Here is a 13,331-nt window from a genome sequence, read left to right on the forward strand (position 1 = left end):
GTCCACCCGTTCTTCCGCTCGGTCCGAGACAACAACCCCGCCACATACGCCCGCGCCTGCGCCCGGGGCTGATCAGACCGGAAACAGCCTTCCACCCGGCCGAACAGCTCCTCCAGCCCCGCCTCCCACATCGCTACATCCACCTCGGATACACTCTGAGCCGCGGCCATCGCGGTCTCTCCCTTTGTTCTCACAAAACATGGAGAAACACACGGTGGCCGCTCTTCCGTCCACACCACGCCGCACTCGAAGCAAGAGATCACACACCGACCACTGTCGCTGTAGTACTAGCGTCCGGACCATGACGACGGACCACATCGCGGGGCATCTGCGGGCCGGCGGTCACCCGCCCGGCGGCGTGCGCGACAGCGCTGACGTGCGGGTGGAGCAGCACCGCCTGCCGCAGACGTACGCGGCGTTCGCCGCGCTGCGCGACGCGACCGGCGAACAGACCGCGGCGGTGCTGCAGGTTCTCGCGCTCTACGGCCACGCGGTCGACAACGGCGACCCGGACCTCCTGGCGCGGGTGTTCGTCGACCCGCCGGCCCTCGACGGTGCGACGTCCCCCTCGCACCACACCGTCAACACGGAAGTGAAGCAGGTCCCCGGCGGCCTGGCCGCGTGGAGCCGGCTGGTGACCATCGCCGGCGACGGCAGCGTCGCGAGCGCCGACGTCGTCGACGTGCTCACCGAGACGCCCGCCGGCTGGCGCGTGGCCCGACGGACCGTCCACCCGCGCCACGGCGGCCCGGTCGTCGTCACCGACGGGGAGGCCCCGTGGGCGTGAGGATCGTGCCGGTCGACGCGGCCACCTACGCCGAGGTGTGCAGCCTGCTCGCCAAGCATCCGTACCTGTTCGACAACATCGCGCTGGAAACCGCACCGGCGGCGTACACCGACGATGCGACCATGGGCGGCACGCCGCTGGCGCAGGCCGCGAGCGGCCTCCCGTACGGGCGGGTGATGTTCCCGCACCACACCACCGACATCGCCGTCCACCGGATCGACGACGACACGCTGCGGGTGTGGGCGAAGTACTTCGTGATACGCGGCGACGGCACCGCGGGATCGGGCGACTACCAGGACACCGTGGTCCGTACGCCGCACGGCTGGCGGATCGCCGAACGGTCCGTCACCCGCGGCAACCGGCCCGACAACGACCCCGACGGCCCCTCGGCACGGACCCTGACCACCACCACCTGGCTGCCGACCGAGGACTGACCGACGCCGTGGTGGTCGGCGCTGGTCAGCACACACGGATCGTCGTTGCCGAGGATCCGTCGCTGGTCGGCGTGGATGGCCGTGGTGGCGGTGCCTGAACGCGCCGCTCAGGTAACCGATGTTCGCCGGGGTGCGCTTCTCGACGCCACGCCTAGACAAAGTCGACATGACGGGCTACCTTCGTCCAGGTCAGTCACCTGACTGAAGATCACAACTGTCACGAGTGCCAACGTCCAGCCCCGGCTTGTTGGCCGGCAACCCTCCACCGCGAAGGGGTGCCCCGGGTGAGGACACGGCCGCATCCAGTGGATGCGGCAAAGCGCGGGCCCGGTCTCCTGGGCCTCGGCCGAGGGAGCAACGACATGCTGGGAGCGACTCGCCGCGCGGGTGGCCGCTCCACGACCGCAGGTCGCGTCCCGGGCACGAACACCGTGCCCGGCCCGCGGGCCCCCCGGTCACCACAGGTACGGCTTACCCGCCGCCTGTCGATCGACCTGCGTCGTTCGTCCAGCTGTCTCTGTCCGACGACCTGACTCCCGCTGCCGGCCGGCCCGGCCGGCCGGCTCCCGCGGTTCCGCCGCCTCCGTCGCCCCACCCGCCCGAGTTCACCCGACTGTCGCCGTCCGTCGGCTGAGTGCCCGGACGGGGCTGCTCGGCTGCCCGGGTTCGGTCAGGCCGGCAGCCTCGTTCAGGTCGCGTCCCGGGCCGGCCGGCTCATCCAGCAGGCCTGCCGGAATCCCGATACCGAGCGCGGCAGGAAGCGCCGCCGGGCCGCCGGGCCGCCGGGCCGTCGGGCCGTCGGGCCGTCGGACCGCCGGGCCGTCGGACCGCCGGACCGCCGGGCCGGTTTCCGATCGCCACGACCAACGCGGCTCGGTCCCGACGCGCCTCCACGACCAACCCCAACCCCGTCGACCACTCGATCAGGAGAACGGAAACCCGATGTCCAGCAACGTCTTCGGCGTCAGTAAANGAGTCTCGCTGACGCTCGCCGCCGGATCCGCAGCGCTCGCGCTCGCGGCCTGCGGCTCCAGTGGCGGCTCCGCGGGCAGCTCTGCCGGCTCGACCGGCACCCCGGTTCGGGGCGGGACGTTGACGTTCGCGATCAACTCCGACGGCACCTGCCTCGACCCGCACCAGAGCCCGGCCGACGTCGACGGGTTCTTTGCCCGGTCGATCGTCGACTCGCTCGTGGCCCTGAGCGACGACGGCACGATCTCCCCCTGGCTCGCCACGAGCTGGACCGTCTCGCCGGACCAGAAGACGTACTCGTTCGTCCTGCGCGACGACGTCACCTTCAGCAACGGCGAGAAGTTCGACGGCGCGGCCGTCAAGGCCAACCTCGACCACATCGTCGCCCCGGCGACCAAGTCGCAGCTGGCGGCCGGCACCATCGCGACCTACACCNGAACCACGGTGACGGACCCGACCCACGTCGAGGTCCACTTCAGCGCGCCGAACTCGGCGTTCCTGCCCTCGCTGGCCACGGCCTACCTGGGCATCGAGGCGCCGAGCACGTTGACGAAGCCGCCGTCCGAACTCTGCTCGAAGATCGTCGGCAGCGGTCCGTTCATCAGCTCGGGCGGCTACGTCAAGGGCAAGGGCATCGACTACGTCCGCAACGCGAAGTACAACTGGGCGCCGAAGAACGCCAAGCACACCGGCCCGGCCTACCTCGACGCGTTGTCGATCCGCAGCCTCCCCGAGGACTCCTCCCGGTACGGCGCACTGACCAGCGGGCAGATCGACGCGATCGCGAGCGTCCCGCCGGTGAACGTGGCGCAGCTCAAGTCGACATCGGGCTTCCGGATCCAGACCGCGTCCGCGCCGGGCGGCAACTACAACTACTACCCGAACACCGCCAAGGGGCCCTTCGCGGACGTCAAGGTCCGGGAGGCGTTCCGGGCGGGCATCGACTGGGCGACGATCGTCGACAAGCTGTACTTCGGCGTCTTCCCGCCCGGCAAGGGCCCGCTGTCCCCGTCGACCGTCGGCTACGACACGTCGATCGAATCCGCCTACCGCTACGACGCCGCCAAGGCGAACCGGCTGCTCGACCAGGCCGGTTGGACGGGTCGGGACGCGCAGGGCTACCGCACCAAGGACGGTAAGCGGCTCACCATCGTCCATCCCTTCCTCAAGCAGTTCGCCNGGGAACAGCGCGACGTCGTCGCCGACCAGGTCCAGGCCGCGGCGAAGCAGATCGGCATCGAGGTCAGGACCACGAACCCCGAGTACACCTCGTACATCAAGGACGTCGCGGCCGGCAACTACGACCTCATCGACTTCAGCTGGCAGCGGGCCTCGCCCGACGCGCTGCGCACCCTGTTCGGCAGCGCNGCCATCCCGAAGGACGGCTTCGGCACCAACGGCTCGCGGCTGTCCGACCCGGCCCTCGACAAGGACTTCACCGACGCCCTGGGCACCACCGACCTGACGAAGCAGGGCGCGCTCTACGGCGACGCGCAGCAGCGGATCACCTCGGCCGCCGCGGTGTTCCCGATCTACGTGTTCAACTACGTCCTCGGATCGAGCACGAAGGTGCAGGGGCTGCGGTTCGAGCCGCAGGCGTTCCCGCTGTTCTACGACGCCTGGACGAGCAAGTGACCATCGCCCTCGCGGCGGACGAGCGGCGCGGAGGGGGCCGTGCGGCCTCCTCCGCCCGCTCGATCGGGCTCGCCGTCCTGCGGCGGGTCGGGTACGCGGTGGGTGTGCTCTGGGGTGCGGTCACCGTCACCTTCGCGGCCCTGCACCTGAAGTCCGGCGGCATCATCGATGCGATCATCGGGCAGGCGGCCGTCTCCCCCGAGGTCAGGGCGCAGATCATCTCCGACTACGCCCTGGACAGGCCCTGGCTGGTCCAGTATTTCGACTACCTCGGGCACCTGCTGCGCGGTGATCTCGGCCATTCCTACAACCAGGGGATGGACGTCACGACCGCCATCGGCGACCAGCTTGCGCCGTCGTTCGAGCTGATGGCCGCCGGCGTCGTGCTCGCGCTGGTCGGGGCGATCGTGGTCGCGCTGCTGACCGCCAACCGGCCCCGCTGGATCCGCGGCCCGTTCGCCTTCCTGGAGATCGTCGGCGTCTCCGTGCCGGCGTTCTGGTTCGCGATCCTGCTGCTCACCGTCTTCTCCTTCCAGCTCCACTGGTTCCCGGCCATCGGATCGAACAGCTTCCGGGGACTGGTGCTGCCGGCGATCGCCCTGGCCGTGGCCCCGGGCGGGACTCTCGCCCAGGTGCTGCGGGACGGTCTGGAACGCGCGCTCGACGAGCCGTTCGTGACGACCGCCCGCAGCCGCGGCATCCGTGAGACAGCCGTGCTGGTGCGGCACGCCCTGCGGCACGNCCTGATGCCGGCCATCACCATCGCCGGCTGGCTCGCGGGCGCGTTCCTCGGTGGCGCGATCGTGATCGAGAACGTGTTCTCCCGGCAGGGGCTCGGGACGCTGACGGTCGGCGGACTCGGCCGCCGGGACTTCCCGCTCGTCTCCGGGGTCGTGCTCGTCGCGGNGGCGTTCTACGTCGTCATCAACCTGCTCATCGACGCCGTCTACCCGCTGCTGGATCCCCGGCTGCGTCCCGTCGCCCCGACCACAGCCGGGCCCGTGAACGCGGCCGCCGCCGGCATCACCTCGACAGCGAGCCCGTCCGTCTCCGCGACCGGGGCTGACCAGAAGGGCGAAGGATGACCGTCACACCGGTCGATCCGACCGGGCTCCCGCCCGGCGGCGCATCACCGGGCACGCCGGTCGGGGCCTCGGCCTCGACCTCGACCTCGACCCGCGGACGTTGGCCCTGGCTGCGCGTGTCGCGGCCGGGGGTGGTCCTGAGCTTCGCCTTTCTCCTGGTGTTGGTCCTGGCCTCGTTCTGGCCGCACCTGTTCACCGGCACCGATCCGAACGCCGCCGACATCTCGCAGACGTTGCGGGGACCGGGTTCCGGCCACCTGCTGGGCACGGATCAGAACGGCCGGGACATCTACGCCCGGATCGTCCATGGCACCCGGCTCTCCCTCTGGATCGGTCTGAGTGCGTCGGCGCTCGCGCTCGTGGTGGGAGCGGCCGTCGGCGTCGCGGCGGCGCAGGGCGGGCGCGTGCTCGGAGCGGTGACAGACTGGCTGCTGAGCGTGTTCCTCAGCATTCCGGGGCTGCTGCTCGCGCTCCTGGTCATCGCCATGCTCGGCCCCGGCACCCGCAACTCGATCATCGGTCTGAGCCTCATCTTCACCCCGGGCTTCGCCCGGGTGGTCCGCGGCGAGGTGATGCNCATCCGCGCCTCGGTCTATCTGGAGGCCGCGCGGGCGCTCGGCTGGCCGAAGCGGCAGGTGATCATCCGACACCTGGTGCCGAACGCGTTGGGTCCGGTCCTGATCCTGGCCACGATCAACGTGGGCGGGGCGATCAGTCTCGGCTCCACCCTGAGCTTCCTCGGGCTCGGCCCGCAGCCGCCCACCGCCGAGTGGGGCGCGATGCTGTCCAGCAGTCGCACCTACTTCTCGGTCGCCTGGTGGCCCGCGATCTTCCCCGGGATCGCGATCACGCTCGCCGTCCTGGCCATCACGGTCGCCGGACAGTTCCTCCAGGCACGACTCGAAGGTCGGAACGCACGATGACATCCGACAGCGACCCGACGACCGACAGCGACCCGACGACCGGTGACCCGACCACCGGCGACCCGGCCATCGGTGATCCGACCATCGGTGATCCGACGGCGCCGGACCCGGCGACGCAGCCCGGCGATCCCCGAACCCTCGTCGACGTGGCGAACCTGCGCGTGCGGTTTCGGCTGGGTCGACGCTCGGTGGACGCCGTGCGCGGCGTGTCGTTCCGGATCGACGCCGGTCAGAGCATCGCCGTCGTCGGAGAGTCGGGCTCGGGGAAGAGCGTCACCGCCCGCAGCCTCGTCGGGCTGGCGGGACGCGGGGCCGAGGTGCGGGCCGACCGCCTGGTCATCGCCGGCACGGACACCCGGACGCTGCCGGAACGCCGATGGCGGACCCTGCGCGGCCGGCATATCGGCTTCGTCCTGCAGGACGCGCTCGTCTCACTCGACCCGGCCCGCCGGGTCGGCGCCGAGATCGCCGAGACGCTGCGGGCCCATCGGGTGGTTCCTCGGGCGGAGGTCGACGCGCGGGTGGTCGAGCTGTTGCGGGAGGTCGGCGTACCGGAGCCGGAGGCCCGCGCGGGCCAGTACCCGCATCAGCTCTCCGGCGGGCTGCGGCAGCGGGCCCTGATCGCTTCGGCGATCGCGGCCGACCCGGAGCTGCTCATCGCCGACGAGCCGACCACCGCGCTGGACGTCACGGTACAGGCCCAGATCCTCGAGATGCTCGCCGCGCGCAAGCGGGCCGGGACGGCGCTGCTGCTCATCAGCCACGACCTGGCCGTCGTGTCCCAGGTCGCCGACCACGTCTTCGTCATGAAGGACGGGATCTTCGTCGAGCACGGCCCGACCCGGCAGGTGCTCGACGACCCGCGGCACCCCTACACCCGCCAGCTCCTCGCCGCCGTGCCGGTCGCGCACGCCCGCGGCACCCGACTGTCACCGCAGCCCGGTGGCCCGGTCGCGCAGCCTCGGGCGGTCGTCGGCGACGGGGTCGTGCTGGCGGCCAGGGACCTGGTCAAGACGTTCGCCCTGGACGGGCGCCGCATCCTGACCGCCGTGGACGATGTGTCGTTGGAGCTGCGGGCCGGGGAGACGCTCGGCATCGTCGGCGAGTCCGGTTCCGGCAAGACCACGACCGCCCGGCTGCTGCTGGACCTGGAGCGGGCGGACTCCGGCGCGGTCGAGGTCGACGGCACGGCCTGGGGCGAGATCGACGCCCGGACGGGTGCGCGGCTGCGCCAGCACATCCAGGTGATCTACCAGGACCCGCTCAGCTCGTTCGATCCGCGATACCCGGTTCGGAAGATCATTGCCGAGCCGCTGGCCGTGGCCCGGGTCTCCCGCGCCGAGCGCCGGACCCGGGTGCTGGAGCTGCTCGACCAGGTCGGGCTGGCGCGCGACGTGCTGGACCGGCGACCGCGCCAGCTCTCCGGCGGGCAGCGCCAGCGGGTGGCGATCGCCCGGGCGCTGGCCCCCCGGCCTCGCGTCATCGTCTGCGACGAGCCGGTCTCGGCCCTCGACGTCTCCATCCAGGCCCAGATCCTCGACCTGCTCGCCGATCTCCAGGCCCGGCTCGGCATCGCCTACGTGTTCATCTCCCATCATCTCGGCGTGATCTACCACGTCAGCGACCGTGTGCTGGTCATGAAGGACGGCCGGATCGTCGAGTCCGGCGATGTCGAGCAGGTCTTCCGGGAGCCGCGCCACGACTACACCCGCGGTCTGCTCGCCGCGGTGCCGACCCTCGACGGCGCCGCGCTGCGCCCCCCGGCGGAACCACGGGCGACGACCGTGCCGGAAAGCGAAGGAGCGGTGGCATGACCGTCCACAAGGTCGACGTCGTCGTGCTCGGCGGCGGGGCGATGGGGTCGGCGGCGGCCTGGCAGCTGGCCCGCCGCGGCGTCGACGTCGTGCTGCTCGAACGGTTCGCGGCCGGACACGTCCGGGGGGCCTCCCACGGCGCGTCCCGGATCTTCCGGCTCGCCTACCCGGACCTCGGCTACATCCGCCTCGCCCAGCAGGCCCGGGTGCTGTGGCGGGAGCTGGAGGATCTCACCGGCACCGCGCTGCTCACCGTCACCGGGGGGCTGGAGCACGGCGGCGACCCCGTGTTGGACCAGGTCGCCGACGCCACCGCCGCGGCTGGCGTGGCGTCGGAGTGGTTGACGCCGCGCCAGGCCGCGCGGCGCTGGCCCGGCCTGCGCTTCGACACCCGGGTGCTGGTCCACCCGGACTCCGGGCGCCTGCACGCCGACAACGCCGTCACCGCGTTGCAGGAGAGCACGGTCAAGCACGGCGGGGTGGTCCGGCACGAGGTGCCGGTGCGCTCCCTCGCGGTGCGCGGGGACGACGCCGTCGAGATCCACACCGACGACGACCGCTACCTCGCCCGCCGCGTCGTCGTCGCCGCCGGGGCCTGGACGGAGAAGCTGCTCGGCGGCCTCGTGCCACTGCCGGCCCTGCGGGTCACCCAGGAGCAGCCGGCGCACTTCGCGCCGGTCGGCCTCGGCACGTCCGCCGGAGCGGATCAGGACCGTTGGCCCAGCTTCGTGCACCTGCTGACAGCCGGAACCCAGGAGGCCATCGCCTTCCACGGCGGGGTCTACGGGCTGGAGACCCCCGGCGAGGGCGTCAAGGTCGGCTTCCACGGGGTCGGGCCGGTGGTCGACCCGGACAGGCGCGACTTCGCTGCGGTGCCGGCCCAGCTCGCGGCGTTGCGGGAATACGTGCGGCGCTGGATCCCCGGCGTGGACCCGGNCCGCTTCGCCCCGATCAGCTGCACCTACACCACGACCCCGGACTGGCACTTCGTCCTGGACCGGCACGGCCCGGTGGTCGTGGCGGCGGGATTCTCCGGCCACGGCTTCAAGTTCGTGCCCGCCATCGGACGCATCCTCGCGGACCTGGCCGTCGACGGCACCCGTCCCGACCCCCGCTTCGCCTCCACCCGCTGACCACGACATCCATCCGCCGACCATGACGTCCACTCGCCGACCATGACGTCCACTCGCCGACCACGACGTCCACCCGCCGACCACGACATCGTGCCGTCGCCCTCGATGGCGCAGGAAGGGCCTGCACATGACCAGTCCACGCAAACAGATCATCCTGGGTCACTACATCGGCGGGGTCAATCACACCACGGTGTGGTCGGATCCGGCCGCCGGCAGCCAGATCGCGTTCTCGTCGTTCCAGCACGCCGCCCAGGCGGCGGAGCGCGGGAAGTTCGACTTCTTCTTCCTCGCCGAGGGGCTGATCCTGNGCGAGCGGCTCGGACAGATCTTCGACCAGGACATCGTCGGGCGCCCGGACACCCTGCCGGTGCTCGCCTCGCTGGCCGCCGTCACCGAGCATCTCGGGCTCGTCGGCACCCTGAACGCCACCTTCAACGAGCCGTACGAGCTGGCCCGCCAGCTCGCCTCGCTGGACCATCTCTCCGGCGGACGGGCCGNCTGGAACGTGGTGACCTCGTTCGACGCCTTCACCGGGCAGAACTTCCGCCGGGGCGGCTTCCTGCACCGCGACGACCGGTACGTGCGGGCCAAGGAGTTCGTCGCCCTCGCCCGCCAGCTGTGGGACTCCTGGGCCGCCGACGCGATCGTCGCCGACGCCGAGCACGGCCGGTTCCTGCGCGACGCGGCGGTCGGGACGTTCCGCCACTCCGGTCGCCAGTTCGACGTGGCCGGTCAGTTCACCGTGCCGCGCAGCCCGCAGGGGCGGCCGGTGATCCTGCAGGCCGGGGTCTCCCCGCAGGGCCGTGACTTCGCCGCCGCCACCGCCGACGCGATCTTCTCGCCCTACCGCGAGCTCGGGCCGGCCCAGGAGTACTACCGCGACATCCAGGCCCGAGTCGTCCGGGCGGGCCGGCCGCCGGGCTCGGTGAAGCTGCTACCCGGCGGGGCGTTCGTCCTCGGCGACACCGCGGCCGACGCCGTCGAGCGGCAGCGGGAGGTCGCCCGCGCCCAGGTCAGCGGGCGGACCGCGCAGATCCTGCTGGAGACCGTCTGGAACCGGGACCTGTCCGGCTACGATCCGGACGGCCCGCTGCCCGACGTCGATCCGGACCCGACCGGCCCGCCGGTGATCCAGGGCCGTGCCCGGATCGCCGAGGACCCGTTCGAGACCGTGCGGACGTGGCGGGCGCTGGCCGAGGCCAACCGGTACTCGCTGCGCGACCTCGCCATCCGCGTGTTCAGCCACACCGAGTTCGTGGGCACGCCGACCCAGATCGCCGACCGGCTCGACCACTTCGTCCAGAACGACGGCTCGGACGGCTTCATCCTGGGCTCGCACGTGACCCCCGGGGGAATCGACGAGTTCGTCGACAAGGTCGTCCCGTTGTTGCAGGAACGCGGCTCGCTGCGCGCCGAGTACAGCGGGACGACGCTGCGGGACAACTTCGGCCTCCCCCGGGACTCGGCCGCCCCGGACCGGACCCCCCAGGGTGCCCCGACGTGACCGAACGCCATCCGCTCGACAACCCGGCGCTCGCCTCGCTGCTGGGACCGCACGCGCACCTCGCCGTGCGGCAGGGGAGCGTGCTGCGCTACCCCGAGGACGTCGCACCGTTCATCGCCCTGCCGGACGATCCCGACGCCGGCACCTGGCGGGACGCCGCGACGCTGCTCGGCCCCGGGGCGATCCTGCCCCTCGCCGGCTTCGACGACGTGCTGCCGACCGGATGGGAGGTGGTCGGACACGGTGCCGGCGTGCAGCTCGTGGACGAGGGTGTCGCCGCGGCGCCCGACGACGAGGCCGTCCGGCTCGAGCCGGACGACGTCGAGGACATCCTCGCGCTGATCGACCGCGCCCGGCCCGGGCCGTTCCGGTCCCGGACCATCGAGCTCGGCACCTACCTCGGCATCCGGCGCGGCGGCGTGCTCGTCGCGATGGCCGGGGAACGGCTGCACCCGCCGGGCTGGACGGAGATCAGCGCGGTGTGCACCGAGGAGGCCTACCGCGGGCAGGGACTGGCCACCCGGCTCGTGCACGCCGTCGCCGCGATCATCCGGGCCCGGGGGGAGACGCCGTTCCTGCACGCCTCGGCGGACAACACCGGCGCGATCAGGCTCTACGAACAGCTCGGTTTCCGCCTTCGCCGGCGGGTGACGTTCACCGCCATCCGGGTGCCCGGCGAGCCGGCGGGCGGCGTGCCCGCCCCGAACCCGTTCGCCGCCGCGGCCACACCCACCGCCGCGGCCGCACCAACACCCGCGCCGCGAAGCGGTTCGGCGACCGAAGCCGCGAGCGGAGGTCCGGTCGGGTGACCGACGTCGTCGCCGAGCAGTCAACGCATGGCCGACCAGATCCAGATCACGGCGGTTCCCGGCGCCGACCAGGCGCACGTGATCGCCCACGGGGTAGGACGATCGCCCATGGGGTAGGAGGCAGGGAATATCAGTCCGGGGCTCCGAACTCGCGCGCGGCACGGCGGCCGATGCGGCGGTCAGGGACGATCCAGATCAGCGCGACGACGGTGTAGCAGCCGGTTGCGATAATGACGCCGACCTTGCCGTGGGTGTCCACGAACTGCGCGGACAGTATTCCGGCGAGATAGAACAGCGGCGAGATCCTGCCCTCCACCGTCATGCGCGCAGCCGCACGCCTCACCCCTGTCCCCATGCCGTCATCAGACCATCCCCCGGCCAGGAGCCGCGGCGTCGCACCGGAGGTGTATCTACGCCGGTGCGGGAACGCCGCGCCGAGACCGGGATGCCCGCCGCGGCGCGCTCCGCCTCAGTGGCCGGGCCGTCCCCGGCNGTCGTGGATCACTGCCCACCGCCGTCTCGGCCTGGCCGCGGGCAGGTAGGCATGGCGTGCAGGTGGTCCCAGTAGTAGGCGGCGGCGGAGGGATGGAGCTGGACGGCACAGTAGAGCTTGTTGTCCTGGATTTCGGTCTTCAGATCGAGAAAATGCCGGTTGTGCGGGTCGTTCTTCCACAGGGCGGCTTCGAACTCGCTGCGGTCGTCAACCAGCAAGCCGGCGACGAAGGTGACCAGGTCACCGTCAGCCTTGGCGTTCGCCAGCACGACGTTCGACGACGCGATCGTGTCCGTCGCGTCGATCCGTGTGTAGTCGTCACGTCGGAGCGTCCACTTCCGATAGTCTCCGCCGTGCAGAAAGGGATACTTGGCATCCCATTCGGACTGCATTCTCACGAGATAGTCCGTGCCGAGCGGCAGCAGCGTCAGCGTGGCCCCTTCCGGGTCCTTCAGCGCATCCGCGATGGTCGGCGTCGGTGCTCCTCCCGACCACAGGAGGGCGTCGGCACGGTGGCTGCGGACGNCGTCCACCGCGTCGGCCAGCGTACTGTGCGCCATCGTCGGGTTGCAGTCCGGGATCTGGGCCCGGAGCTGGCGAAGGAGAATCGTGCCGGTGCGTTCCGTCCCCGACTCGACCAGCCCCGTCTCCAGGGTCCGGTTCTGCTGGCAGAGATCACCGAGCGCGGTAACCGGCCGGTCGTCCGGACTGCCCGGGTTCGGCGCCNGGACGACCACCTGGATGAAGTCCAGCCACAGCGGGCCGATGGTCCGCACCGTGGTCACGGGCCGCCCCTCGAACTGGTAGACGGCCTCGTGCGCGTCCACCGCCGTGCTCAGGCCACTGATGGACAGCCAGCAGGTGGNGGCCTTCGGGTCGGCCAGCACCCCGACGTTGAAGGCGCTCCCCTGTGTCGCCACGACGTTCACGACCGACCCGGGAAACCGCTGCGTAATGTTTCTGCTGATGACATCCGCATACTCGTCATAAGGCGTGGTCGTCGAATCATGCGCGGCGCCGCCCTGCCNGGCGAAAATGTCGATGACCGGGCACCTGCCGAGCACTCGCGGAGCGGCCGGCCGCGTTCGCGCACCGAGGACGGCGGCCAGCATGCCCACGACGACAACCGCTACGCCAATGGCCAGGTAAACACCGCGTTCACCCCGCGAGAATGACCCCGCACTGGACACAGAGCAACAGCCCCCCACCATGCTCCACGCCGTCCNGATAGACGGCAGGCGGCTATGTTACCCGTCCCGGTTCGTCGCCTTCGGAAGCGGCCGTGGAATATCCCGGCGGCGGGCATTCCTGCTGACGCCACGCGAGCGCGTACACCAGCATTCCGGCGATCCCGGCCTGCAGAGCCACCGCGCCCGCCGAATGGTCCGCCGAGACGAAGGTCGCGACCTCGGCCCCGCAGGCCGCCCCGAGCAGGGCCAGCACGACGGTCCGGGCCAGCTCACCCGCGGTCGGCCGCCACCTGGTCGCGAGCAGACAGCGGATCACGGCGGTACTCGCAACGCCCACCGCGACGACGCCCAAGGCGACCCCGGCGAGACCACCGCCCCCCGAGGACTGCCACGCGATGCCGCCGGCCTCGAGGCCCAGCCCGGCCAGGACGGCGACGCCCAGGGCGACCGGCCGCGCGGATGCGGAGAACCCGGGCATAGGAAGCCCGGGCGTTCGGCGCCGATCCCGCGGGCGGCCCCGATCCCGCGGGCGGCCCCGATCCCGCGGGCGGC

Annotated in this window: 11 protein-coding genes, 13 pseudogenes and 1 riboswitch; of the genes and pseudogenes, 17 read left to right on the forward strand and 7 right to left on the reverse strand. The window is 71.7% G+C overall.

Annotated elements, in window-relative coordinates:
* A pseudogene (locus FF86_RS32455) lies at positions 1-170 on the reverse strand (IS701 family transposase); the annotation flags it as partial.
* Between the two features lie 131 nt (positions 171-301).
* On the opposite strand from FF86_RS32455, the gene FF86_RS24205 reads away from it, so the two are divergent.
* The 17 genes and pseudogenes from FF86_RS24205 (at position 302) to FF86_RS24245 (ending at position 11,096) form a co-directional block, all read left to right on the forward strand.
* Entirely contained in the window at positions 302-787 is a 486-nt protein-coding gene (locus FF86_RS24205) for a hypothetical protein (RefSeq protein WP_044887366.1), read from the forward strand.
* Positions 778-1,221: a nuclear transport factor 2 family protein gene (locus tag FF86_RS24210; protein ID WP_044887367.1), complete on the forward strand. Its 444-nt coding sequence runs from the start codon at positions 778-780 to the stop codon at positions 1,219-1,221. The genes FF86_RS24205 and FF86_RS24210 overlap by 10 nt, the downstream gene beginning before the upstream one ends.
* A 215-nt stretch (positions 1,222-1,436) precedes the next feature.
* A riboswitch (SAM riboswitch) is annotated at positions 1,437-1,549 on the forward strand.
* Positions 1,550-2,412: 863 nt separating this feature from the next.
* A partial coding sequence (locus tag FF86_RS56735) for an ABC transporter substrate-binding protein (protein WP_242419442.1) occupies positions 2,413-2,628 on the forward strand: 216 nt, incomplete at its 3' end.
* 1 nt (position 2,629) lies between these two features.
* Positions 2,630-3,372 (forward strand): annotated as a pseudogene (locus tag FF86_RS56740) (ABC transporter substrate-binding protein); the annotation flags it as partial.
* 1 nt (position 3,373) lies between these two features.
* A pseudogene (locus tag FF86_RS56745) lies at positions 3,374-3,560 on the forward strand (ABC transporter substrate-binding protein); the annotation flags it as partial.
* A gap of 636 nt (positions 3,561-4,196) precedes the next feature.
* A partial coding sequence (locus tag FF86_RS56750) for an ABC transporter permease subunit (RefSeq protein ID WP_242419443.1) occupies positions 4,197-4,569 on the forward strand: 373 nt, incomplete at its 3' end.
* Between the two features lies 1 nt (position 4,570).
* Positions 4,571-4,734: pseudogene (locus tag FF86_RS56755) on the forward strand (ABC transporter permease); the annotation flags it as partial.
* Between the two features lies 1 nt (position 4,735).
* Positions 4,736-4,913, forward strand: a pseudogene (locus FF86_RS63050) (ABC transporter permease); the annotation flags it as partial.
* A partial coding sequence (locus FF86_RS56760) for an ABC transporter permease (protein WP_396230048.1) occupies positions 4,910-5,489 on the forward strand: 580 nt, incomplete at its 3' end. The pseudogene FF86_RS63050 and the gene FF86_RS56760, both read left to right, overlap by 4 nt.
* A gap of 1 nt (position 5,490) precedes the next feature.
* Positions 5,491-5,836: pseudogene (locus FF86_RS56765) on the forward strand (ABC transporter permease); the annotation flags it as partial.
* On the forward strand, positions 5,833-7,650 hold the full coding sequence (locus FF86_RS24230) for an ABC transporter ATP-binding protein (protein WP_082122175.1): 1,818 nt from the start codon (positions 5,833-5,835) through the stop codon (positions 7,648-7,650). The pseudogene FF86_RS56765 and the gene FF86_RS24230, both read left to right, overlap by 4 nt.
* Positions 7,647-8,586, forward strand: a 940-nt coding sequence (locus tag FF86_RS24235; protein ID WP_255355905.1) for an FAD-dependent oxidoreductase, incomplete at its 3' end; no start/stop codon positions are given. The genes FF86_RS24230 and FF86_RS24235, both read left to right, overlap by 4 nt.
* Before the next feature lies 1 nt (position 8,587).
* Positions 8,588-8,783, forward strand: a pseudogene (locus FF86_RS56770) (FAD-dependent oxidoreductase); the annotation flags it as partial.
* 127 nt (positions 8,784-8,910) lie between these two features.
* Positions 8,911-9,090: pseudogene (locus tag FF86_RS56775) on the forward strand (F420-dependent methylene-tetrahydromethanopterin reductase); the annotation flags it as partial.
* A gap of 1 nt (position 9,091) precedes the next feature.
* Positions 9,092-9,280 (forward strand): annotated as a pseudogene (locus FF86_RS56780) (LLM class flavin-dependent oxidoreductase); the annotation flags it as partial.
* A gap of 1 nt (position 9,281) precedes the next feature.
* Positions 9,282-10,287 (forward strand): annotated as a pseudogene (locus FF86_RS24240) (NtaA/DmoA family FMN-dependent monooxygenase); the annotation flags it as partial.
* Positions 10,284-11,096, forward strand: coding sequence for a GNAT family N-acetyltransferase (locus FF86_RS24245; protein WP_082122176.1), 813 nt, complete (start codon positions 10,284-10,286; stop codon positions 11,094-11,096). The pseudogene FF86_RS24240 and the gene FF86_RS24245, both read left to right, overlap by 4 nt.
* A 130-nt stretch (positions 11,097-11,226) precedes the next feature.
* On the opposite strand, the gene FF86_RS24250 is transcribed toward FF86_RS24245, so the two are convergent.
* The 6 genes and pseudogenes from FF86_RS24250 to FF86_RS34975 form a co-directional block, all read right to left on the reverse strand.
* On the reverse strand, positions 11,227-11,418 hold the full coding sequence (locus tag FF86_RS24250; protein ID WP_052681378.1) for a hypothetical protein: 192 nt from the start codon (positions 11,416-11,418) through the stop codon (positions 11,227-11,229).
* A 179-nt stretch (positions 11,419-11,597) separates the two neighbouring features.
* Positions 11,598-12,086: a hypothetical protein gene (locus tag FF86_RS68050; RefSeq protein ID WP_396230053.1), complete on the reverse strand. Its 489-nt coding sequence runs from the start codon at positions 12,084-12,086 to the stop codon at positions 11,598-11,600.
* Positions 12,087-12,115: 29 nt separating this feature from the next.
* Positions 12,116-12,315 (reverse strand): annotated as a pseudogene (locus tag FF86_RS68055) (hypothetical protein); the annotation flags it as partial.
* A 1-nt stretch (position 12,316) separates the two neighbouring features.
* A pseudogene (locus FF86_RS68060) lies at positions 12,317-12,454 on the reverse strand (C4-dicarboxylate ABC transporter substrate-binding protein); the annotation flags it as partial.
* 1 nt (position 12,455) lies between these two features.
* A pseudogene (locus FF86_RS68065) lies at positions 12,456-12,518 on the reverse strand (hypothetical protein); the annotation flags it as partial.
* Between the two features lie 313 nt (positions 12,519-12,831).
* Entirely contained in the window at positions 12,832-13,257 is a 426-nt protein-coding gene (locus FF86_RS34975; protein WP_055870134.1) for a hypothetical protein, read from the reverse strand.
* Positions 13,258-13,331: the final 74 nt, after the last annotated feature.

The sequence above is a fragment of the Frankia sp. CpI1-P genome (assembly GCF_001421075.1).
Lineage (GTDB): Bacteria > Actinomycetota > Actinomycetes > Frankiales > Frankiaceae > Frankia > Frankia torreyi.

What these genes read in the sequence shown, in the direction of transcription:
- FF86_RS24250 (WP_052681378.1), bottom strand. Translation starts at nt 11,418, where the DNA reads ATGACGGTGGAGGGCAGGATCTCGCCGCTGTTCTATCTCGCCGGAATA.
- FF86_RS34975 (WP_055870134.1), bottom strand. Translation starts at nt 13,257, where the DNA reads ATGCCCGGGTTCTCCGCATCCGCGCGGCCGGTCGCCCTGGGCGTCGCC.
- FF86_RS24230 (WP_082122175.1), top strand. Translation starts at nt 5,833, where the DNA reads ATGACATCCGACAGCGACCCGACGACCGACAGCGACCCGACGACCGGT.
- FF86_RS24205 (WP_044887366.1), top strand. Translation starts at nt 302, where the DNA reads ATGACGACGGACCACATCGCGGGGCATCTGCGGGCCGGCGGTCACCCG.